Source organism: Pseudomonas sp. MPC6 (genome assembly GCF_006094435.1).
Taxonomy (GTDB): domain Bacteria; phylum Pseudomonadota; class Gammaproteobacteria; order Pseudomonadales; family Pseudomonadaceae; genus Aquipseudomonas.
This window is the reverse complement of sequence record NZ_CP034783.1, coordinates 2,092,613-2,113,129: the sequence shown is the minus strand read 5'-3', so window position 1 is coordinate 2,113,129 and position 20,517 is coordinate 2,092,613. Positions and strand designations below refer to the sequence as shown.

Genomic DNA, 20,517 nt, shown 5'->3' with positions numbered 1-20,517 from the left:
GACAGTGCAATGCGCGAAGCCCAACATCAGACGTTCACCACCCATGACGGCGTGGAATTGTTTTACCGCTACTGGCCGGGTACCACGGCCCCGGGCGAACCACGCCAGGCCGTGCTGTTGTTTCACCGCGGCCATGAACACTCCGGGCGCATTGCCCATCTGGTGGATGAACTGAATCTGCCCGACCATGATTTCTTTGCCTGGGACGCCCGCGGTCATGGCCTCTCGCCCGGTGCCCGGGGCGACAGCCCGGGTTTTGCCACCAGCGTGCGTGACGTGCAGACCTTCTGCGATCACCTGGGCGCGGCTTACGGTATCGATGAAGACAATATCGCGGTAATTGCCCAGAGCGTCGGTGCGGTGATCGTGGCCACCTGGGTCCACGACTACGCGCCACGCATACGCGCCCTGGTGCTGGCGTCACCGGCGTTCAAGGTCAAGCTCTACGTGCCCTTCGCGCGTCAGGGGCTGGCGCTGATGCGCCGGTGGCGAGGCAACTTTTTCGTCAACAGCTACGTTAAAGCGCGTTTCCTCAGCCATGACCCGCAACGGGTCGCCAGCTACGACAACGACCCGCTGATCACCAAGGCGATTTCGGTCAATGTCCTGCTCGGCCTCTACGACGCTGCCGAGCGGGTGGTGGCCGATGCCCAGGCCATCCAGGTGCCGACGCAGCTGTTGATTTCCGGCGCCGATTTCGTGGTGCATCGCCGACCTCAGGAACAGTTCTTCGAGCGTCTCGGCAGCCTGCACAAGGAAAAACATGTGCTGCCGGGATTCTTCCACGACACCTTGGGTGAGCAACGCCGCGAGACTGCCGTCGCCAGCGTCCGTCGTTTTATCCTGTACAACTTCGAACAACCGGCTGCCCGCCCTTCCCTGCTGGCCGCCGACCGCCTGGGCCTGACCTGCGCCGAATCAGAGTCATTGGCCGCGCCATTGCCCCGCAATTCCCCGCGTGACCTGTACTGGCGCATGACCCGCGCCGGCATGGGCCTCGGCAGCCGGCTGTCGTCCGGGCTCAAGCTGGGTTTCGACAGCGGTTTCGATTCCGGCAGTACCCTGGACTACGTCTACCGCAACACGCCCACCGGCACGTCCGCCGTTGGCCGGCTGATCGATCGTAACTACCTGGACTCCATCGGTTGGCGCGGCATTCGCCAACGCAAGCTGCATGTCGAAGAACTGCTGCGCCTGGCCATGGCGCACTTGCGTGATCAGGGTCGCGAAGTGCGCATCGTCGACATTGCCGCCGGGCACGGGCGCTATATTCTGGAAGCCTTGCAGGGTGTCGACCCGCTGCCCGAGTCGATCCTGTTGCGCGACTACAGCGACATCAACGTGCGCGACGGCGGTGCGCTGATCCGCGACAAAGGCCTGGACGCCATCGCCCGATTCGTCAAGGGCGATGCCTTCGACCGCGCCGACCTCGCCGCACTCGATCCCAAGCCGACCCTGGCGGTGGTGTCCGGCCTGTACGAGCTGTTCGCCGACAACCAGAGGGTCAGCGGCTCTCTCGCCGGACTGGCCGACGCCGTGGAACCCGGTGGTTATCTGGTCTACACCGGCCAACCCTGGCACCCGCAGCTGGAACTGATCGCCCGCGCCTTGACCAGTCACCGTGAAGGCCAGGCCTGGGTCATGCGCCGGCGTACCCAGGCGGAAATGGACCAACTGGTAGCCGCCGCCGGCTTTCGCAAGATCGGCATGCGGGTCGATGAATGGGGCATTTTCAGCGTATCCCTGGCGCAACGGGTGCAATGATGCCCCTGAATGCCCCATTCGGACGCGAACCCGGCCTGTTGAAACCGGCACTGCTCTGGCTGTTGCTGTTGGCCCCGCTGTTCTTCGCCACCTACGGCTTCGCCACCTGGGTCACCACTCAACGGGACGAGGTCGCCAGCCTGGTGTTCGACTGGGAAACCCGGATGCCGTTCTGGGCCTGGAGCATCGTCCCGTACTGGTCCATTGACCTGCTCTACGGCCTGTCGCTGTTGCTGCCCGCCAGTCGCCTGGAACTCAGGCGCCATGCCCTGCGCCTGATCACCGCCCAGTTGATCGCGGTCAGTTGTTTTCTGATCTGGCCGTTGCGCTTCACCTTTGCCCGGCCCGAACTGGACGGCGTGTTCGGCTGGCTGTTCGATGTCCTGGCAGGTTTCGACAAGCCGTTCAATCAGGCGCCCTCCCTGCACATCGCGCTGCTGGTGGTGTTATGGAGTTGCTACCAGCGGCACTTGCAGGGGCTGTGGCGCGGACTGATGCATGGCTGGTTCATCCTGATCGGGGTGTCGGTGCTGACCACTTACCAGCACCATTTCGTCGACCTGCCCACCGGTGCGCTGCTCGGCTGGCTGTGCGTCTGGTTGTGGCCACTGGAGGGTCCCGGCCCTCTGCACGGTGCTCGCCTGGCTGTGGATAAAAAACGCTGGCAACTGGCGCTGTATTACAGCTTGGGTGCCGCAGCCTTCATGATCCCGGCCTTTTCCTTGAGGGGCGCGTGGCTGTGGTTGATCTGGCCCGCGGTGGCCTTGTTGCTGGTAGCGCTCAATTACGCCGTGCTGGATGCCCGCGGTTTCCAGAAACGTGCCGACGGACGTCTGTCCCCCGCGGCACGCTGGCTGCTGGCCCCCTACCTCGCGGCGGCGCGGCTCAACTCGCGCCTGTGGACCCGCCACCACCCGCAGCCCGACCGGGTGACCGATGACGTCTGGCTCGGACGCCTGCCAGGTCGACAGGAACTGCAGCACTCGCCCTTTCGGGCGGTGCTCGATCTGTGTGCTGAGCTATCGCTGAACGCGGACTCGGTCACTTACCGCTCGCTGCCGGTACTGGACCTGACGGTACCCACCGCCGCGCAATGCCAGGCAGCGGCCGAGGCGATCGAAAGCCTGCGCCAGCAAGGTCGGCTGCTGGTCTGCTGCGCCCTGGGCTATTCACGCAGTGCCATGGCTGTCGCCGCGTGGCTGCTGCGCAGCGGCAGGGCCGCCAGTGTCGATGACGCCATCCTGCTGATTCAGCGTGCACGTCCGGGGATCGTGCTGAGCAGTGCGCACCGGCAGGTGCTGCAGCAGTTACCCATGATCACGGAGCACGCCTGTGTCCACTGAAATGCAGCTGCAAGCGACCGCCAGCCTGTTGCGCCGTGGTGGTTCGCTGGACCGGCTGTCTACCGGGCTGACGCTGCTGGGGGCCCTGCTCGGCCTGGGCCAATATGTCGTGGCCAGCCCGGGAACCTGGGGGTTGACCTGCAGCGGCGCGCTGCTGGTGCTGGGCCTGTGGCAAAAATACTGGGCACTGCGGGTCGCGTTCGATGCCGATCTGTTCCAGCACCTGGCCGCCTGTGCACAAGACCTTCCCGAACGCACCCAGGCCCTGGACCATGCGCTGACGGCACTGGGCCTGCAGCCCGCCGACCGTGGCGGTCGTCCCTGGCACGAACGGATCTCTGGCGCTCTGACGTTGTTACGCCGCCAGGCATTGCTGGTGGCGGCACAAGTGCTGCTGACCCTGGTTTTCATTATGGCCGGCCCCTGGCTGACCTTTGCTGGATAAGGAGTTTTCATGCTCGCAACCGCGGTTGCCACCCTCATCATCTCGGGCGCCCGCCTGCTCACCGGCGCCCGCAGCCTGTGGCTCGGCTGTGCGCCGCAGGCGGTGCAGCGCATCTATTTCGCCAACCACAGCAGCCATGGCGACTTCGTGTTGTTGTGGGCGTCCTTGCCGCCCGCCTTGCGCAGTATCACCCGGCCGGTGGCCGGCGCGGATTACTGGCTCAAAAGCCCGCTGCGCCGCTACATCATCAACCGGGTGTTCAATGGCGTAATGGTCGACCGTGAACGCAAGGAGACCGACTACAACCCCTTGCAACCGATGCTCGATGCCCTGAAAAACGGCGATTCGCTGATTATTTTCCCCGAAGGCACACGCAACCCCGAGGAGGGCCTGCTGCCGTTCAAAAGCGGGCTGTACCACCTGGCAAAAGCGTACCCCCAGGCGCAATTGATTCCGGTGTGGATCGCCAACCTCAACCGCGTCATGCCCAAAGGCCGCGTCCTGCCGCTGCCGCTGTTATGCACCATCAGCTTTGGCGCCGCCCTGGCCCTTGGCGAAGAAGAAACCAAGGCGCAATTTCTCGAACGCAGCCGCGACGCGCTGTTGAGCCTGGCCGAGGAGCAAGCCTGACATGGACAGACAAACCCTGATGTTGTTTGGCGGGATTGGCGCGTTTCTGCTGCTGGCCTCGGTGATCGGTTTCATTCTCAAGCGGCGCGCGGGCGGCACGGCGAACCCGGTGATCGACAACCTCAACGCCCGGATCAATGCCTGGTGGGTCATGGTGCTGGTGATCGGAATCGCCTTCTGGCTCGGCACCACGGCGGTGATCCTGTTGTTCTACACCGTGTCTTTCTATGCCCTGCGCGAATTCATGACCCTCACGCCGACCCGCCGCAGCGACTACCCGGCACTGGTGGCCGCGTTCTACCTGGCACTGCCGCTGCAGTACCTGCTCATCTACTACGACTGGTACGGGCTGTTTTCGATCTTCATTCCGGTGTACGTGTTCCTGCTCCTGCCGATCCTCGCGTCCCTGGGCGGCGACAGCACGCACTTTCTCGAACGCGCCTCGAAAGTCCAATGGGGCCTGATGATCGCGGTGTTCTGTGTGTCCCACGTACCCGCCCTGCTGACCCTGGATATCGCCGGCTATGAAGGGCGAAACCTGCTGTTGATCGCCTACCTGGTGATCGTGGTGCAGATGTCGGATGTCCTGCAGTACGTCTGCGGAAAACTGTTCGGCAAACGCAAGATCGCCCCCAACCTGTCGCCGTCCAAGACGGTGGAAGGCTTTGTCGGCGGCATCCTCCTGGCGTCGTTGATCGGTTGTGCCTTGTGGTGGATCACGCCGTTCAATCCCTGGCAGTCACTGCTCATCGCCCTGCTGATCAACCTGCTGGGGTTCGCCGGCGGCATTGTGATGTCGGCGATCAAGCGCGACCGTGGCGTGAAGGATTGGGGGCACATGATCGAAGGTCACGGCGGCATGCTCGACCGCCTGGATTCAGTGTGCTTTGCGGCACCGATCTTCTTTCACCTGGTCCGGTATGGGTGGACCTGATTCATCCACTCCAGCCCCGCAAAAAAAAGACCCCGACAAGTCGGGGTCTTTTTGCTTCAGCCGGGCGCGTCGTACTCGGACGACCCTGCCCGGGGTCCGGCTCAATGCTGCAGAGCCGGCTTTTGCGTCCCGTTATTGATCGGGATGCGTTTGGCTTTCGCCTCTTCCGGAACCACCCGCAACAGGTCGATGCTCAACAGACCGTTGCTCAGGTCGGCGGCCTGGATCTGGATGTGGTCCGCCAGACGGAAGGACAGTTTGAAGGCTCGCTGGGCGATGCCCTGGTACAGGTAAGTGACGCCTTCATTCACGTCACGTTTACCGCCGCCACTGATGGTCAGCACACCTTTTTCCACTTGCAGCTCCAGGTCTTCTTCCTGGAAGCCGGCGGCTGCCACGACGATGCGGTATTGGTCGTCGCCGTGTTTTTCCACGTTGTAGGGTGGATAGGTGCTGCCTGGTTCGTTGCGCAGGGCGGTTTCGAACAGGTCGTTGAAACGGTCGAAGCCCACCGAGGAACGGAACAGTGGGGCCATGGAAAATGCAGTGCTCATGATTCAAATCTCCTGAAAACAGATCAGCAAGTTTTTTTGTCTCCGCGACCCGAATTCGGCATCGCGTAATTCCAAAATAGGGACCGCTGACTGGTTTTCAAGAGGGGTTTTTCAGATTTTTTTCAGGCCGCTTCGGCCACCTGCAGCCCCAGTAAACGCGAGACCTGATCCAGTTCGGTTTCACGGCGCAGGACAGTGAACAGCTCTACCGCTTCGGGATAATTGCGGGTCAGCATCGCCAGCCACTGCTTCAAGCGACCCGGCGATTGCCGCGCGGTCATCTGCGCCTTGGCCTGCAGCCAGAAGTCCTGGATCAGCGGCAGCAGTTCGGCCCAGGTCATCTCGACCACTTCCTCACCGGCGCGCGCGGCAGCGATTTGCCGGGCCAGGTCGGGGCGCGAGACCAGGCCGCGACCGAGCATGATGTCTTCCACTCCGCTGATTTCGCGGCAACGGCGCCAGTCCTCGACGCTCCAGATATCGCCATTGGCAAACACCGGCACCTTGACCACGTCCTGCACCCGCGGGATCCACTCCCAATGGGCCGGCGGCTTGTAGCCATCGGTCTTGGTCCGCGCATGCACCACAATGTGCGCCGCGCCGCCTTCGGCCAGGGCCGTGGCGCAGACCAGGGCACCGTCCGGGCTGTCGAAACCGAGGCGCATCTTGGCGGTCACCGGGATGTGCGCCGGCACCGCGCGACGCACGTGTTCGACGATCTCGTTGAGCAGTTCCGGTTCCTTGAGCAATACCGCACCGCCACGGGACTTGTTGACGGTCTTGGCCGGGCAGCCGAAGTTGAGGTCGATGACCTCGGAACCGAGCTCGCAGGCCAGCGCGGCGTTTTCCGCCAGGCACACCGGGTCGGACCCGAGCAACTGCACCCGCAACGGCACGCCGGAGGCCGTCCGGGCGCCGGTCAGCAGTTCCGGACCGAACTTGTGGTAATAGGCAGGGGTGAGCAGCTGGTCGTTGATCCGGATGAACTCGGTCACGCACCAGTCGATACCGCCCACACGGGTCAGCACGTCCCGCAGGATGTTGTCGACCAACCCCTCCATGGGCGCCAAAGCAATTTGCATGAAAAACACACTCGACGAAAAACGTGCGGCAGTTTACTGGATTACGCGGAAAATCTGCAGAACATCGCAGATCCCCTGTAGGAGCTAGCTTGCTCGCGATGGACGTCAACGATAACGCGACCAGCCTGACTCCACGCAACGCTCTCAGGTTTTTCGCGAGCAAGCTCGCTCCTACAATGATCAGATGTTGGTTGTATCCAACATCTGCAACGCCGGACCATAACCCTCGATAAACTCCGCCGGCATGCGCTTGGGCTTGCCGGTCGACAACTCGATACAGACAAAGGTGGTCTGCGCCCGCAGCAACGTGGTGTTGTCGCTGGGGCGTTTCAACTGGAAGTGCCGGGTCATTTTCAGGCGCTGGTCCCAATCGACGATCCAGGTCGCCAATTGCAGCTCGTCGTCTTCATAGGCGGCCGCCAGGTAATCGATCTCGTGCCGCACCACCGCCATCGCGCGGTCCAGCCGCCGGTACTCGACCAGGTCCAGGCCGAGCCGCTGGGAGTGACGCCAGGCGCAGCGTTCGAGCCAGGTCACATACACCGCGTTATTGGCGTGACCCAGCCCGTCGATGTCCTCGGCGCCCACTTGCAGATCAATGATAAACGGCGTTGCCCGATCCCAGCCCATGCTCCACTCCCGGTCAGATGATGTCGACCGGGAGTGTAACGGATGCTCAGGCCGATTGGCGCGATTGCAGGCTCCGACCGGACAGCAGTGCCAGCACGCCATCGATCACCCGGGGATCGGCCAGCACCCGTTGATGACCGCCCTCTTCCAGGCGCAACAGGCGGCTGTCGAACCAGGCTTCGTGGATCAGCTGGGATTCCTTGACCGAGACAAAATTGTCGTCTTCGGCATGCACGATCAGGCCGGGCATGTCGAGCTGATAGTGCGCGACATCCAGCGTCGCGGCGCGCATGCCCACGTCTCTCTCGACCTGACGAATGAAGGCCGAACGGGCTTTGGGCGGCAGCCGCACATACCGCGCGAAACCGCGCAGCACCCCGAGGATGCGTGCCGGGGCGGCAATGGTCACCAAAGTTTCGGTACGCAAGCCCAGCTGCACGGCGAGCATGGCACTGGCGCCGCCCATGGAATGCCCGATCACCGCCTGCAGGGGCGGCAACTCGGCAGCCGCCTCGAGCATGGCCCGGGCGAACAGCACCAGATTCGCTTCGTTGCCTGGGGAGCGACCGTGGGCGGGACCGTCCAGGGCCACCACGGTATAACCGGCATCGACCAGCGCGGTGATCAGGCTGGCGAACTGCGTCGGCCGCCCTTCCCAACCGTGCATCAGCAACACCGCCGGGCCCTGCCCCCAACGCAAGGCCGAGAGGCCGAAGCGCAAGGTGATCCGTTCGGATTTGGCCAACAGCGGCAATTCCCAGTCACGCGGCGGCAGGTCCCGCGGCGTCATGAACGCCAGTCGCATTTTGCTCGCCACCAGTTTCGGTGCGAACCAGCCCAAAGTGCCATTAACGCCACGAACCCACTTCAACGTGCTCATCGCTCTCACTCCCCAGGCTAACGCCTTCAGGTCACAGCACCGCCGACTTGGCGGCGCGCAGCAGTCGATCGGACAACTCGCCCGGCCCCAGCGCGCGTGCCAGGGCCAGGCCACCGACCATCAAGGCCATGTCGGCCAAGGCTTTGTCGGTCTCTTCGGGGCTGGCCGCCAACTGCGCGACCATCATTTCCACATGCTCATTCAAGGCCACGCGAAATTCGTCCGGCAGCCGGCCCAGCTCGCCGACAGACGCCGGGATCGGGCACGCGGACTCAGAGGAATCACGGTGCCTGCGTGACAGGTAGAACGCAGCGACCAGGGCGCGACGCTCTTCACCGGTCAACTCGGCATCCATGTCGGCAATCAGGCCACGGCGATGGCTGAGCAATTGCTTGAACGCTTCCAGCATCATCGCGTCCTTGCTGTCGAAGTGGGCGTAGAAACCGCCGACGGTCAGGCCGGCGGCGCCCATCACTTCGCCCACGCTCGGTTCGGCCGGGCCGCGCTGGATCAGCGCGGTGCTGGCGGCCTTGAGAATGCGTTCGCGGGTTTGAGCTTTTTTATCGTTCATCGTTGCCTCCGAATATTACGACTAGAATATTATTCTCATAATAATTTTCCGCAAGTCGTGGATGTGACCGCTGGTCTGAAGAACAGTTTGAGAGAAAGAGGGGGATTTGGCCAAACGCCAGACAAACAAAAGGGCCATTCAATGATTGAATGACCCCTATAAATCCCGCAGAGCGGGTAATCGTGGCGTCCCCTAGGGGACTCGAACCCCTGTTACCGCCGTGAAAGGGCGGTGTCCTAGGCCACTAGACGAAGGGGACGCAAAACCTTCTATACAACTGATCAGTGCTGAGAGCTGATCGATTCAAGGCCGGTGTGGCCAGACCTTGAACTGTAAAATTGGTGGAGCTTAGCGGGATCGAACCGCTGACCTCCTGCATGCCATGCAGGCGCTCTCCCAGCTGAGCTAAAGCCCCGGATTTTTCGCCTCGCGGCGGAGCGACATCTTGCAACATCGCTTCTGTAAAACTGGCGTCCCCTAGGGGACTCGAACCCCTGTTACCGCCGTGAAAGGGCGGTGTCCTAGGCCACTAGACGAAGGGGACGCAAACCCTTCTATACAACTGATCAACGCTGAGTGTTGATCGCTTCAAGGCCGGTGTGGCCAGGCCTTGAAGTGTAAATTGGTGGAGCTAGACGGGATCGAACCGTCGACCTCTTGCATGCCATGCAAGCGCTCTCCCAGCTGAGCTATAGCCCCTCATCGTTGATGTCATCGCTGAGGACGGGGCGAATCTTAAGGGCGTATCGAAAGCCTGTCAAATTTATTTTTGAAATATTTCAAAGTTTTTTGCCGACATAACAATCACTTACCGCCCTCCCCCCGGAAACACCGGGGTTCAGGAATGATCGCTGTAGGAGCCGGCTTGCTGGCGAAAGCGTTTTCACTGGCATCGCAAGGCTCGAGGCCGCTTTCGCCGGCAAGCCGGCTCCTACATCTATGGTTACCCCCTTTTCTGCAATACTGTTGTTGATGTCGTGTTTGGCTTGCTTTCATCTATCCGGCGTCTGAGTGGGGTGATGGCCCCGCGCCTCGATGAGAATCGATGCCCAACGATCCTAATTAATTTGACGGCCTTTCAGCCGTGTAGGAGCTCAGGGTTGTCGTCAGGCCGGTTGGCCGTTCACGTCATCAGTTATCCAGCATCGCAAAACCAGGTAGGTGGTGCTCGGGTGACAGCGGGGTCAGGCGTTCATCGCGGCTGGCCCCGCATCGAATTCAGAGTGGTGGGCCGCAATCGCCCAAGCGATTCGTGCCAGCTTGTTGGCCAATGCACAGACCACAAGATTGGAGTGATGGCGGGACGCCAAGAGCTGACGGACCCAATCCGCCAAAGCGCCTTTCTGATGCTCCAGATTTATCAAATAAACCCGCGCGCACTGAATGAGCAGGCGCCGCTGGTTTCGATCGCCGCGTTTGCTGATGCCCAAAAGCACGGTTTTGTCACCTGTGGAATGTTGTTTGGGCACCAATCCGATGGAGGCTGCATAACCTCGTCCGCATTTGAACTGCTTGCCATCACCGAGCTCGGCAGCCAGGGCGCTGGAGGTGATCGGGCCGACACAGGGCATGGTCATCAAACGAGCCGCCAGATCATCTTCAGCGGCCTGGCACTCCACGTCCTTGTCCAGGTTTTTGATTCGCCCGTTCAGATAGTCGAAGTGCTCATAAAGCGTCGTCAGAATCTTTTTGATGCATTCTGAAAATGAACTCGCTTCAAGCAGCGCCGGGAGATCTTTGATGGATTTGAAGCCTGGGGCCAGGCTGACGCCGACCTCCAGCAGGGCGGCATGAATCCGGTTGACGGTGGCGGTGCGGTCTTTGATGAACGCATCACGGGTCGAGTTGAGCATAGCCAGCGCCTGCTGGGCCTGGGTTTTGGGGGGCACGAAGCGCATCGTCGGGCGAGTTGCTGCTTCGCAGATTGCCTCGGCGTCAGCGAAGTCGTTTTTGTTGCTTTTCACATAAGGGCGTACCAGATGAGGGGCAATTAACTTGGGTGTATGCCCCAGCCTAGCGACCTCTTGCGCCATGAAGTGGGCGCCGCCACAGGCTTCCATCACGACGGTGCAGGGGGCGAGATTGCTCAGATGCTGCGTGAGCGCCGCCCGTGTAAATTTTTTGCGGCAAACCTCGTGCCCACGATCATCTTGCGCATGCAGGTGAAAGGTATGTTTTCCCAGGTCGATGGCGGCGATAGCTACGTTGTTCATGGCAATGATCTCCGATGAGCCCCCTGTGAAAGCTTAGTGGGCGATCACAGGGGGCGGCGGGGGTAGCCATTTCATTAATTTCAGGTACGCAGGATCAGGCAATCGCGCCCAGCAGTTTTTCCCACTCCTTGTTTTCTTTCTTCGACACGCCGCCCAGCAGGTCGATGGCCTGGCGCAGACGGAAACGGGTCAGGTCCGGACCGAGGATCTCCATCGCATCGAGCACCGACACCGAGCTGGCCTGGCCGGTGATCGCGGCGAACATCAGTGGCATGGCGTCACGCAACTTCAGCTCCAGGGAGTCGACCACCGCCTGGATCGTCGCGGTGATGTTGTCCTTCTCCCACTGGCGCAGGCTTTCGAGCTTCCACAGGATCAACTGCATCAACTGGCGAACCTGATCACCCGAGAGCTTCTTCGATTCGAACAGCTTGGCGTCCGGATTGACCCCACCGGCGAAGAAGAACCCGGCCAGCGGTGCCACCTGGCTGAAGGTTTCGACCCGGCCTTGCACGTGCGGCGCGATCTTCATCATGTATTCAGGGTTCAGCGCCCAGGTTTGCAGGCGCGCAGCGAACTCTTCCACCGGCAGGTCACGCAGCCACTGGCCGTTGAGCCAAGACAGCTTCTCGATGTCGAAAATCGGCCCGCCGAGGGACACGCGCTTCAGGTCGAAGTGGTCGACCATTTCCTGCAGCGAGAACTTCTCGCGCTCGTCCGGCATCGACCAGCCCATGCGGCCGAGGTAGTTGAGCATGGCTTCCGGCATGAAACCCATGCGCTCGTAGAACGTGACCGAGGTCGGGTTCTTGCGCTTGGACAGCTTGCTCTTGTCCGGGTTACGCAGCAGCGGCATGTAGCACAGCTCCGGCTGTTCCCAGCCAAAGTATTCGTACAGCAGGATCAGCTTCGGCGCCGATGGCAGCCATTCTTCACCGCGCAGGACGTGGGTGATGCCCATCAGATGGTCGTCGACCACGTTGGCCAGGAAGTACGTCGGCAGGCCGTCGGTCTTCATCAGCACTTGCATGTCCATGCGATCCCACGGGATCTCGACGTCGCCCCGCAGCATGTCCGGCACCACGCAGACGCCTTCGCTCGGCACCTTCATGCGGATCACATGCGGTTCGCCAGCGGCCAGGCGGGCAGCCACTTCTTCCTTGGACAGCAACAGCGCACGGCCGTCGTAACGCGGGGTTTCGCCACGGGCCATTTGCTCGGCACGCATCTGGTCCAGCTCTTCGGCGGTGCAGAAGCACGGGAAGGCATGGCCCATCTCGACCAGCTGCTGGCAGTACTTCTGATAGATGTCGCCGCGCTCGCTCTGCCGGTAAGGACCATGCGGGCCGCCGACGTCCGGGCCTTCGCTCCAGTCGATGCCCAGCCAGCGCAGGGCGTCGAAAATCTGCTGTTCGGACTCGCGGGTCGAACGCAATTGATCGGTGTCCTCGATCCGCAGGATGAACTCACCGCCGTGCTGCTTGGCAAAGCAGTAGTTGAACAAAGCGATGTAAGCGGTACCTACGTGGGGATCCCCGGTAGGCGATGGCGCGATGCGAGTGCGGACGGTGGTCATGGCATGTCTCGAAAAGAATGAAAAGCGAAGATAAAACAGGGGGCGAATGGTAACAGGCGCAGGCTGCCCGGCTCTAGTGAGTGGGGCATATAAGCCGATATTGGGGGGGATCGGCTTTGGGAGGGTGTTGCCTGTCAGGAGCTTGCAGGTGGGGTTGCGGCTGGGCAAGCGCACTATTTGATAGGTGCGGTGCTTCGACGAACCTCTTCGCAGGCAAGCCCGCTCCCACAGTGATTGAAGGTGTTCAAACCCTATGTGTCCACCCACAACCACTGTGGGAGCGGGCTTGCCCGCGAAGAGGCCCTCACATTCACCGCACAACTCAAACCGTAATCAACCGCTCCCGCAACTTGCTGATTTCATCACGCATCTGCGCCGCCGCTTCGAACTCCAGGTCGCGGGCGAGCTGGTACATCTTCTCTTCCAGGGCCTTGATGCGCTTGGCGATTTCGCCCGGCGAGCGCAGTTCGGCTTCGTACCTGGCACTTTCCTCGGCGGCCTTGGCCATGCCCTTGCGCTTCTTGCTGCGCGAACCCGGCACGGTGGCGCCTTCCATGATGTCGGCCACGTCCTTGAACACACCCTTGGGCGTGATGCCGTTGGCCAGGTTGAACGCGATCTGCTTGTCGCGACGCCGATCGGTCTCGCCGATCGCCCGCTCCATGGACCCGGTGATCCGATCCGCATACAGAATCGCCCGGCCATTGAGATTGCGCGCCGCGCGGCCGATGGTCTGGATCAGCGAGCGCTCGGAACGCAGGAAGCCCTCCTTGTCCGCATCGAGAATCGCCACCAGCGAGACTTCCGGCATGTCCAGGCCTTCACGCAGCAGGTTGATCCCCACCAGCACATCGAAGGTGCCGAGGCGCAGATCGCGGATGATCTCGACCCGCTCCACGGTGTCGATGTCCGAGTGCAGGTATCGCACGCGCACGCCGTGGTCGGCCAGGTAATCGGTCAAGTCTTCGGACATGCGCTTGGTCAGCGTGGTCACCAGCACCCGCTCTTCCAGCGCCACGCGCTTGGAGATTTCCGAGAGCAGATCGTCGACCTGGGTCAGCGCCGGGCGGATTTCGATTTGCGGGTCCACCAGTCCCGTCGGCCGGACCAACTGCTCGACCACGCGACCGGCATGTTCCGCCTCATAATTGCCCGGCGTCGCCGAGACAAAAATCGTCTGCGGGCTGATGTGTTCGAATTCGTCGAACCGCATCGGCCGGTTATCCAGCGCCGACGGCAGGCGGAAACCGTATTCCACCAGGGTTTCCTTGCGCGAGCGGTCGCCCTTATACATCGCGCCGACCTGCGGCACGCTGACGTGGGACTCGTCGATCACCAGCAAGGCATCCGCCGGCAGGTAGTCGAACAAGGTCGGCGGCGCCTGGCCGGATTCACGGCCCGACAGGTAGCGCGAGTAGTTTTCGATGCCGTTGCAGTAACCCAGCTCGAGGATCATCTCCAGGTCGAAACGGGTGCGCTGCTCCAGGCGCTGGGCCTCCACCAGCTTGTTGTTGGACCGCAGGTAGTCCAGTCGCTCCTGCAGCTCGACCTTGATCCCTTCCACGGCACCCAGCAGGGTTTCCCGCGGCGTCACGTAGTGGCTTTTCGGGTAGAAGGTGAACCGCGGCAGCTTGCGGATCACTTCGCCGGTCAGCGGATCGAAGGCTGACAGGCTCTCGACTTCGTCGTCGAACAACTCGATGCGGATCGCTTCGAAATCCGATTCCGCCGGGTGGATATCGATGACATCGCCGCGCACCCGGAAGGTCGCGCGGGCGAACTCCATATCGTTGCGGGTGTATTGCAGGTCGGCGAGCCGGCGCAGCAGCGCACGCTGATCGAGTTTGTCGCCACGATCCACATGCAGCACCATCTTCAAATAGGTTTCCGGGCTACCCAGACCGTAGATGCACGACACCGTGGTGACGATGATCGCATCCTTGCGCTCGAGCAGCGCCTTGGTGGCGGACAGACGCATCTGCTCGATGTGGTCGTTGATCGAAGCATCTTTCTCGATGAAGGTGTCCGAGGACGGTACGTAGGCTTCGGGCTGGTAGTAGTCGTAGTACGAAACGAAGTATTCCACCGCGTTGTTCGGGAAGAACGCCTTGAATTCGCCGTACAACTGCGCGGCCAGGGTCTTGTTCGGCGCCAGCACCAGGGTCGGGCGCTGCACCTGGGCGATGACGTTGGCGATGCTGAAGGTCTTGCCCGAGCCGGTCACACCCAGCAACGTCTGGTGCGCCAGCCCGGCTTCGATGCCCTCGACCATCAGGCGGATGGCTTCCGGCTGATCGCCGGCGGGCTCGAAGCGGGTGACTAGCTGGAATTCAGACATACAAAACCTCTGGGTTCGCGCCTGGCCGGGCAAACCGGACAGCAACGAAAAAGACCGCAAACGACCGATGTCGCCCGAGGAAAAAACTGGGATTGTGCTCAATGTGGCGCCGATTGCCCGCGCTTTCAAGGCAAACGTCCTACAACCCTTGAAGTCTTTGACGCAAGCAATCGACGATCGATCGAAAAATATTCGGCAAAACCTACGTCAAAAGCCGAAATGCCTGTCGCGTTACATCAGTGATGGCCTCTATACTAGCTCCCCGTTTGTGCACCGCTCTAGTGCATTCGGCTGGAGCGCGACACGTCCCTCCACTCTCCATTCAGAGCCGCCGCAAAAATGAGCCTGTTCTCCGCTGTCGAAATGGCACCACGCGATCCAATCCTGGGCCTCAACGAAGCATTCAACGCCGATACCCGTACCAACAAGGTCAACCTGGGGGTCGGTGTTTATTGCAACGAGGAGGGGCGAATTCCACTCCTGCGCGCCGTTGTCGAAGCCGAGACGATTCGCGTCGCTCAACATGCTTCCCGAGGCTACTTGCCGATCGACGGCATCGCAGCCTATGACCAGGCCGTGCAGAAACTGCTGTTCGGCAATGACTCGCCGCTGATCGCTGCCGGTCGCGTCATCACCACCCAGGCCGTCGGCGGTACTGGCGCCCTGAAAATCGGTGCCGACTTCCTCAAGCAACTGCTGCCGAACGCCGTCGTGGCAATCAGCGACCCGAGCTGGGAAAACCACCGCGCGCTGTTCGAAACCGCCGGCTTCCCGGTGCAGAACTACCGCTACTACGACGCCGCGACCCACGACGTCAACCGTGCCGGCCTGCTGGAAGACCTGAACGCCCTGCCGTCCGGTTCGATCATTGTGCTGCATGCCTGCTGCCATAACCCGACCGGCGTCGACCTGAGCCCGGCGGACTGGAACAACGTGCTGGAGGTGGTGAAAGCCAAGGGCCACGTGCCGTTCCTCGACATGGCCTACCAGGGCTTTGGCGATGGCATCGACGAAGACGCGGCTGCCGTGCGCCTGTTCGCCGAATCGGGCCTGACCTTTTTCGTCTCCAGCTCGTTCTCCAAATCGTTCTCGTTGTACGGCGAGCGCGTGGGCGCCCTGTCGATCGTCAGCGAATCGAGAGAAGAAAGCGCCCGCGTGCTGTCGCAGGTCAAACGCGTGATCCGCACCAACTACTCCAACCCGCCGACCCACGGTGCCAGCATTGTCGCCGCCGTACTGAACAGCCCGCAATTGCGCGCGCAGTGGGAAGAAGAACTGGCCGAAATGCGCCTGCGGATTCGCGGCATGCGCACCCAGATGGTCGACCTGCTGGCCAAGAAAGCGCCCCAGCGTGATTTCAGCTTCGTCGGTCGCCAGCGCGGCATGTTCTCCTACTCCGGCCTGACCGTCGAGCAAGTGACCCGCCTGCGCAACGAGTTCGGCATCTACGCCCTGGATACTGGCCGTATCTGCGTCGCGGCATTGAACCAGAGCAACATCGACGTGGTGACGGATGCGATCGTTCAGGTGATTTGAATCAGCTTGGCGATGTGAAACGGGAAGCCTTCGGGCTTCCCGTTTTTATTTGGCCCAGATAATTTTCAACCCGCCAGGCAAGCGCTCTAGACTGCACACATCTGCCCTTCGTAGGAGCTGGCTTGCCAGCGAAAGCGGCCTCAAGCCATGCATCGCCCATGAAGACGCCTTCGCCGGCAAGCCGGCTCCTACACAGGGATTTGGCATTGACCACAATTCATCTGCACACAGATGATCCCTGTAGGAGCTGGCTTGCCAGCGAAGGCGGCCTCAAGCCATGCATCGCCCATGAAGACGCCTTCGCCGGCAAGCCGGCTCCTACACAGGGATTTGGCATTGACCACAATTCATCTGCACACAGATGATCCCTGTAGGAGCTGGCTTGCCAGCGAAAGCGGCCTCGAGCCTTGCGGTGCCCATGAAGACGCCTTCGCCGGCAAGCCGGGCTCCTACAGGGTTTTATGTATACCCGAGCATTTTGATGAGAGCCCACATGAAAAACGATGACCTACGCGCTGAGCGCGATGACCTGGATGACCTGGATGCCTTCGTCCCGCGCACCCCGGCCAAACGCGGGAACAACCTGGTGATGCAAGTGGCCGCTGGCGTCTTCCTCGGCGGCCTGGCCTTGTGGCTGGTGCAACTGGCCGCGACGATGCTGTACGCCAAACTGATGCTCGGCACCCTGACCTTCGGCGGTTAAGCCAGTTCGGTGGCTCGCTGGCTGGCGGCATCGTCATAGGCCACATACAGCGATTCGGCGACCTGGCTTTTGATCGCCTTGGTGCTTTCCAGGCCGAGGACAAAGCCTTCGGCCTTGCCACCGGCGCGGTTCAATTCGTCAGCGGTGCTGGCCTGGGTGATCGCGTCGAACAACTTCTCCGCGTGCGGGCCGACCCCTTTGGGCAGACTGATCTGAGCGATGCTCATGCAAGCACCTCGTGGTGGCGAGGCGTGAGGACTGGGTGATTCATGGCGCGTACCTTTTCGGCGAATGGCCGGCAGCGCGTGTAACCACTTCCGGGCCGCCATGGTAGACCTCCGGGGCCATTCTGGTAACCGTCAATGACCGATAAACCACCGTCCGTCCCGTCGAAACCGTCCGATCGCCAACAGATGCTTGACTTCTCTTTTTGAATCAGTAACATACACGGCATTCCGCGATAGCTCAGTTGGTAGAGCAAGTGACTGTTAATCACTGGGTCCCTGGTTCGAGTCCAGGTCGTGGAGCCAGACAGCAAGATCGAAAAGCCCCCGAATCGAAAGGTTCGGGGGCTTTTTTGTGGCCAGTAGAAAATGCGTGATACGTCTCGCCCCCTGTAGGAGCTGGCTTGCCAGCGAAGGCGGCCTCGAGCCTTGCACCGCCCTTGTAGACGCCTTCGCTGGCAAGCCAGCTCCTACACAGGGGGCCGGCGCTTGTCAGTTGCGAAAAAGGCGTCCCGAAGGACGCCTCTTTCAATCACACATGCTCACTGCTTTTCGCATGCGCCGCCCGCGGCTCGGCATGTCCATGCTCTGCCTCGACCACCGGAATCTCCTTGCCGTCGCAGTCGTGCAGCTTGCCTTCGCTGAAATAATCCCCTTCGCGCAAGGCCGCCAGGTCCTGGTAATGCAGGACCCGTTCGGTACCCGCCGCAAACACCGATTGCTGGTCGGAGTTGCCGGCGGTCAGGTGGTTGAAGGTCAGGTTGAGCACGATGGCCATGATCGCCGAGGAGCTGATGCCCGAGTGGAAGATCGTGGCGAACCAGCTCGGGAAGTGGTCGTAGAAGTTCGGCGCGGCGATGGGGATCATGCCGAAGCCGATGGACGTGGCCACAATGATCAGGTTGACGTTGTTGCGGTAGTCGACCTTGGACAGCGTACGAATGCCGCTGGCGGCGACGGTGCCGAACAACACGATGCCGGCACCACCGAGTACCGAAGTCGGTACCGCGGCGATGACCCGGCCCATGAACGGCAGCAGGCCAAGGATCACCAGGAACAACCCGCCGGTGGCGACCACGAAGCGGCTCTTGATCCCGGTCACGGCCACCAGCCCGACGTTCTGGGCAAAGGCGCTTTGGGTGAAGGAGCCGAAGATCGGCGCGATCATGCTCGACAGCATGTCGGCACGCAGGCCGTTGCCCAGGCGTTTGGAATCCACCTTGGTGCCGATGATTTCACCGACCGCCAGGATGTCCGCCGATGTTTCCACCAGGGTCACCATGACCACGATGCACATCGACAGGATCGCCGCGAAGTGGAACGTCGGCATGCCGAAGTGGAACGGGGTCGGGAAGCCGAACATCGGGCCCTGAGTCACCGACGAGAAGTCCGCCATGCCGAGGAACACCGCGACCACCGTACCGATGACCATGGCCAGCAGAATCGACAAGCGGGAGATGGTCGCGCTGCCGATCTTGCTCAGCAACAGGACCAGCACCAGCGTCATCGCCGCCAGGCCGATATTGGCCATGCTGCCGAAGTCCGGCGCGTGACTGTTGCCGCCCATGGCCCAGCGCGCGGCCACCGGCATCAGCGTCAGGCCGATGGTGGTGATGACGATGCCCGTCACCAGCGGCGGGAAGAACTTGGTGATGCGCGAGAACACCGGCGTGATCAGCAGACCGATCAGGGACGCGGCAATCACCGCCCCAAGAATCGACTGGAAGCCACCCTCCCCGCCACTGCTGACAATCGCCACCATGGTCGCGACGCCAGAGAACGACACGCCCTGCACCAGCGGCAACTGGCAACCGAAAAACGGTAGACCCAGTGTTTGCAGTAACGTCGCCAGGCCTCCGGCAAACAATGAAGCAGCAATCAACAACCCGATGTCCGCCGGCGAGAGCCCGGCCGCCTGGCCGATGATCAAAGGCACCGCGACGATACCGCCGTACATGGTCAGAACATGTTGCAGGCCGTAAGCCATATTCGCGCCGACCCCGAGATTTTCATCCTCGGGCCGTTGGTGTGAAACAGAGGGCGTTTTCATGGTTTGGGGGGTTCCCTGGTTTTTGTTGTACGCACACTGTATTCAAGAGTCAGGACAAATGTCTATAGAGTTGTATACAACTCATCGGTCAAATTATCGACATGCGCCCCGATTGCCCCCCTGCAATCTGGCAATAAGCCGCCTATGCGGGCTCGATCAACCGCCCAAGCTCGCTCTTCAACCCTGCATGCTGCGGCACGCGAATCCCGAACTCGCGCTCCAGCAGCGCCACCAGTTCGTCTACATCCGCCACCTGCCGCCGCTCGCTCTCGCTGCCGACCCGATGAATCGCAAAGCTGCCGTTGTTCAGCGTACGGCGCCAGCCTTCCCCCGTGCGCGCCACCATCAGCTGTTTTCTGAACGACGATTCGGGATGGGTCGAGACGTACCAGTTGCCGACGGCGTAGTCGATGTCTTCCTGGCGTTGCAGGTCGAAGATGTACATCGCCTTCCACTCCCCGGCGACCTTGGCGCGCAGGGTGTAGCCGTCGTCATGCGGCTCGATGCGATAGGGTTCGTGGGGGGTGGGTTGTTCGGTCGCGCAATCGAGTCTCAGCGGTGCGGTGGGCACCATGCCGCCGAAGCCGACGTCGGTGATGTAGCGCACACCGTCCAGGGTCACCAGGCTCAAGCGGTGCGTGCGCGCGGTCCACGCGCCTTCGGGCTGGCCCATGACGACGCGGCCGGAGATGCCGCGTGCGTCGAAGCCCAGCGCTTGCAGCAGCGCCAGGTACAGGCTGTTGAGTTCATAGCAGTAACCGCCGCGAGCGTCGAACAGGACTTTTTGCTCCACGGACGGCAAATCGATGAGCACGGGTTCGCCCGACAGGGTGGTGAGGTTTTCAAACGCAAAGGTGCCGGTATGCCGCCATTGCAACAGGCGCAGGGTGTCCAGGGTCGGTGCCGGAGGGGCGTCGAAGCCCAACTGTTGCAGGTACAACGCCAGGTGGGTCAGGCGTGGCTCGCTCATTGCTCGATCCTTATGCAGGGGCCGCAGATTTCTGCGCTGTTGGCCGCCATGTATAAGGGAAAAACCGCTTCGAC

Annotated in this window: 18 protein-coding genes and 5 tRNA genes; 8 read left to right on the top strand and 15 right to left on the bottom strand. The window is 61.6% G+C overall.

Going from position 1 to position 20,517, the window contains the following annotated elements:
* The first annotated feature begins 9 nt into the window (after positions 1 to 9).
* The 5 genes from ELQ88_RS11955 to ELQ88_RS11935 are packed head-to-tail and all read left to right on the top strand — an operon-like array spanning position 10 to position 5,116.
* Positions 10 to 1,764 carry a bifunctional alpha/beta hydrolase/class I SAM-dependent methyltransferase gene (locus tag ELQ88_RS11955; RefSeq protein WP_138965226.1) on the top strand — a complete coding sequence of 585 codons (1,755 nt, stop codon included), beginning with the start codon at positions 10 to 12 and terminating at the stop codon, positions 1,762 to 1,764.
* Positions 1,764 to 3,107, top strand: coding sequence for a phosphatase PAP2/dual specificity phosphatase family protein (locus ELQ88_RS11950; protein ID WP_138965224.1), 1,344 nt, complete (start codon positions 1,764 to 1,766; stop codon positions 3,105 to 3,107). The genes ELQ88_RS11955 and ELQ88_RS11950 overlap by 1 nt, the downstream gene beginning before the upstream one ends.
* Complete coding sequence (locus ELQ88_RS11945) at positions 3,097 to 3,552, top strand: hypothetical protein (RefSeq protein ID WP_138965222.1); 456 nt, start codon at positions 3,097 to 3,099, stop codon at positions 3,550 to 3,552. The genes ELQ88_RS11950 and ELQ88_RS11945 overlap by 11 nt, the downstream gene beginning before the upstream one ends.
* Before the next feature lie 9 nt (positions 3,553 to 3,561).
* Complete coding sequence (locus ELQ88_RS11940; protein WP_138965220.1) at positions 3,562 to 4,182, top strand: lysophospholipid acyltransferase family protein; 621 nt, start codon at positions 3,562 to 3,564, stop codon at positions 4,180 to 4,182.
* 1 nt (position 4,183) lies between these two features.
* Positions 4,184 to 5,116, top strand: coding sequence for a phosphatidate cytidylyltransferase (locus ELQ88_RS11935; RefSeq protein ID WP_128869420.1), 933 nt, complete (start codon positions 4,184 to 4,186; stop codon positions 5,114 to 5,116).
* Positions 5,117 to 5,217: 101 nt separating this feature from the next.
* On the opposite strand, the gene ELQ88_RS11930 is transcribed toward ELQ88_RS11935, so the two are convergent.
* The 12 genes from ELQ88_RS11930 to uvrB all read right to left on the bottom strand — a co-directional run bounded on the left by ELQ88_RS11930 (position 5,218) and on the right by uvrB (position 14,960).
* Positions 5,218 to 5,670, bottom strand: a complete 453-nt coding sequence (locus ELQ88_RS11930) for an Hsp20 family protein (protein WP_138965218.1) — start codon at positions 5,668 to 5,670, stop codon at positions 5,218 to 5,220.
* Between the two features lie 122 nt (positions 5,671 to 5,792).
* Positions 5,793 to 6,752: a tRNA-dihydrouridine synthase gene (locus ELQ88_RS11925; RefSeq protein ID WP_128869422.1), complete on the bottom strand. Its 960-nt coding sequence runs from the start codon at positions 6,750 to 6,752 to the stop codon at positions 5,793 to 5,795.
* Between the two features lie 180 nt (positions 6,753 to 6,932).
* Positions 6,933 to 7,382 carry a thioesterase family protein gene (locus ELQ88_RS11920; RefSeq protein ID WP_138965216.1) on the bottom strand — a complete coding sequence of 150 codons (450 nt, stop codon included), beginning with the start codon at positions 7,380 to 7,382 and terminating at the stop codon, positions 6,933 to 6,935.
* Positions 7,383 to 7,428: 46 nt separating this feature from the next.
* Positions 7,429 to 8,262, bottom strand: a complete 834-nt coding sequence (locus tag ELQ88_RS11915; protein ID WP_128869424.1) for an alpha/beta fold hydrolase — start codon at positions 8,260 to 8,262, stop codon at positions 7,429 to 7,431.
* A gap of 31 nt (positions 8,263 to 8,293) precedes the next feature.
* Complete coding sequence (locus ELQ88_RS11910) at positions 8,294 to 8,833, bottom strand: TetR/AcrR family transcriptional regulator (protein WP_138965214.1); 540 nt, start codon at positions 8,831 to 8,833, stop codon at positions 8,294 to 8,296.
* Between the two features lie 183 nt (positions 8,834 to 9,016).
* Positions 9,017 to 9,092 (bottom strand) — tRNA-Glu (locus ELQ88_RS11905).
* An 80-nt stretch (positions 9,093 to 9,172) separates the two neighbouring features.
* Positions 9,173 to 9,248: transfer RNA gene (locus ELQ88_RS11900), tRNA-Ala, on the bottom strand.
* Positions 9,249 to 9,301: 53 nt separating this feature from the next.
* Positions 9,302 to 9,377 (bottom strand) — tRNA-Glu (locus ELQ88_RS11895).
* Between the two features lie 79 nt (positions 9,378 to 9,456).
* Positions 9,457 to 9,532, bottom strand: a tRNA-Ala gene (locus ELQ88_RS11890).
* Positions 9,533 to 10,017: 485 nt separating this feature from the next.
* Positions 10,018 to 11,046, bottom strand: a complete 1,029-nt coding sequence (locus ELQ88_RS11885) for an IS110 family transposase (RefSeq protein ID WP_138964776.1) — start codon at positions 11,044 to 11,046, stop codon at positions 10,018 to 10,020.
* 94 nt (positions 11,047 to 11,140) lie between these two features.
* Positions 11,141 to 12,622, bottom strand: coding sequence for a glutamate--tRNA ligase (gene gltX, locus ELQ88_RS11880; RefSeq protein ID WP_128869426.1), 1,482 nt, complete (start codon positions 12,620 to 12,622; stop codon positions 11,141 to 11,143).
* Between the two features lie 322 nt (positions 12,623 to 12,944).
* The gene (gene uvrB / locus ELQ88_RS11875) at positions 12,945 to 14,960 is read right to left on the bottom strand and encodes an excinuclease ABC subunit UvrB (protein ID WP_128870956.1); all 2,016 of its coding nucleotides are present in this window, start codon (positions 14,958 to 14,960) and stop codon (positions 12,945 to 12,947) included.
* 339 nt (positions 14,961 to 15,299) lie between these two features.
* Here uvrB and ELQ88_RS11870 point away from each other — a divergent pair, with 339 nt between their 5' ends.
* Both ELQ88_RS11870 and ELQ88_RS11865 read left to right on the top strand, forming a co-directional pair.
* Complete coding sequence (locus ELQ88_RS11870; protein ID WP_138965212.1) at positions 15,300 to 16,496, top strand: amino acid aminotransferase; 1,197 nt, start codon at positions 15,300 to 15,302, stop codon at positions 16,494 to 16,496.
* Positions 16,497 to 16,989: 493 nt separating this feature from the next.
* On the top strand, positions 16,990 to 17,199 hold the full coding sequence (locus tag ELQ88_RS11865) for a hypothetical protein (protein WP_128870954.1): 210 nt from the start codon (positions 16,990 to 16,992) through the stop codon (positions 17,197 to 17,199).
* Here ELQ88_RS11865 and ELQ88_RS11860 read toward each other — a convergent pair.
* Complete coding sequence (locus tag ELQ88_RS11860; RefSeq protein ID WP_008007186.1) at positions 17,196 to 17,426, bottom strand: hypothetical protein; 231 nt, start codon at positions 17,424 to 17,426, stop codon at positions 17,196 to 17,198. The genes ELQ88_RS11865 and ELQ88_RS11860 overlap by 4 nt on opposite strands.
* Positions 17,427 to 17,653: 227 nt before the next feature.
* Between ELQ88_RS11860 and ELQ88_RS11855 the strand changes: the two genes are divergently transcribed.
* A tRNA-Asn gene (locus ELQ88_RS11855) sits at positions 17,654 to 17,729 on the top strand.
* Positions 17,730 to 17,955: 226 nt separating this feature from the next.
* Here ELQ88_RS11855 and ELQ88_RS11850 read toward each other — a convergent pair.
* Positions 17,956 to 19,473 carry a nucleobase:cation symporter-2 family protein gene (locus tag ELQ88_RS11850; protein ID WP_138965209.1) on the bottom strand — a complete coding sequence of 506 codons (1,518 nt, stop codon included), beginning with the start codon at positions 19,471 to 19,473 and terminating at the stop codon, positions 17,956 to 17,958.
* A 142-nt stretch (positions 19,474 to 19,615) separates the two neighbouring features.
* Positions 19,616 to 20,443 carry an arylamine N-acetyltransferase gene (locus ELQ88_RS11845; RefSeq protein WP_138965207.1) on the bottom strand — a complete coding sequence of 276 codons (828 nt, stop codon included), beginning with the start codon at positions 20,441 to 20,443 and terminating at the stop codon, positions 19,616 to 19,618.
* Between the last annotated feature and the right edge of the window lie 74 nt (positions 20,444 to 20,517).

What these genes read in the sequence shown, in the direction of transcription:
- ELQ88_RS11955 (WP_138965226.1), top strand. Translation starts at nt 10, where the DNA reads ATGCGCGAAGCCCAACATCAGACGTTCACCACCCATGACGGCGTGGAA.
- ELQ88_RS11950 (WP_138965224.1), top strand. Translation starts at nt 1,764, where the DNA reads ATGCCCCTGAATGCCCCATTCGGACGCGAACCCGGCCTGTTGAAACCG.
- ELQ88_RS11940 (WP_138965220.1), top strand. Translation starts at nt 3,562, where the DNA reads ATGCTCGCAACCGCGGTTGCCACCCTCATCATCTCGGGCGCCCGCCTG.
- ELQ88_RS11935 (WP_128869420.1), top strand. Translation starts at nt 4,184, where the DNA reads ATGGACAGACAAACCCTGATGTTGTTTGGCGGGATTGGCGCGTTTCTG.
- ELQ88_RS11930 (WP_138965218.1), bottom strand. Translation starts at nt 5,670, where the DNA reads ATGAGCACTGCATTTTCCATGGCCCCACTGTTCCGTTCCTCGGTGGGC.
- ELQ88_RS11925 (WP_128869422.1), bottom strand. Translation starts at nt 6,752, where the DNA reads ATGCAAATTGCTTTGGCGCCCATGGAGGGGTTGGTCGACAACATCCTG.
- ELQ88_RS11920 (WP_138965216.1), bottom strand. Translation starts at nt 7,382, where the DNA reads ATGGGCTGGGATCGGGCAACGCCGTTTATCATTGATCTGCAAGTGGGC.
- ELQ88_RS11915 (WP_128869424.1), bottom strand. Translation starts at nt 8,262, where the DNA reads ATGAGCACGTTGAAGTGGGTTCGTGGCGTTAATGGCACTTTGGGCTGG.
- ELQ88_RS11910 (WP_138965214.1), bottom strand. Translation starts at nt 8,833, where the DNA reads ATGAACGATAAAAAAGCTCAAACCCGCGAACGCATTCTCAAGGCCGCC.
- ELQ88_RS11885 (WP_138964776.1), bottom strand. Translation starts at nt 11,046, where the DNA reads ATGAACAACGTAGCTATCGCCGCCATCGACCTGGGAAAACATACCTTT.
- gltX (WP_128869426.1), bottom strand. Translation starts at nt 12,622, where the DNA reads ATGACCACCGTCCGCACTCGCATCGCGCCATCGCCTACCGGGGATCCC.
- uvrB (WP_128870956.1), bottom strand. Translation starts at nt 14,960, where the DNA reads ATGTCTGAATTCCAGCTAGTCACCCGCTTCGAGCCCGCCGGCGATCAG.
- ELQ88_RS11870 (WP_138965212.1), top strand. Translation starts at nt 15,300, where the DNA reads ATGAGCCTGTTCTCCGCTGTCGAAATGGCACCACGCGATCCAATCCTG.
- ELQ88_RS11865 (WP_128870954.1), top strand. Translation starts at nt 16,990, where the DNA reads ATGAAAAACGATGACCTACGCGCTGAGCGCGATGACCTGGATGACCTG.
- ELQ88_RS11860 (WP_008007186.1), bottom strand. Translation starts at nt 17,426, where the DNA reads ATGAGCATCGCTCAGATCAGTCTGCCCAAAGGGGTCGGCCCGCACGCG.
- ELQ88_RS11850 (WP_138965209.1), bottom strand. Translation starts at nt 19,473, where the DNA reads ATGAAAACGCCCTCTGTTTCACACCAACGGCCCGAGGATGAAAATCTC.
- ELQ88_RS11845 (WP_138965207.1), bottom strand. Translation starts at nt 20,443, where the DNA reads ATGAGCGAGCCACGCCTGACCCACCTGGCGTTGTACCTGCAACAGTTG.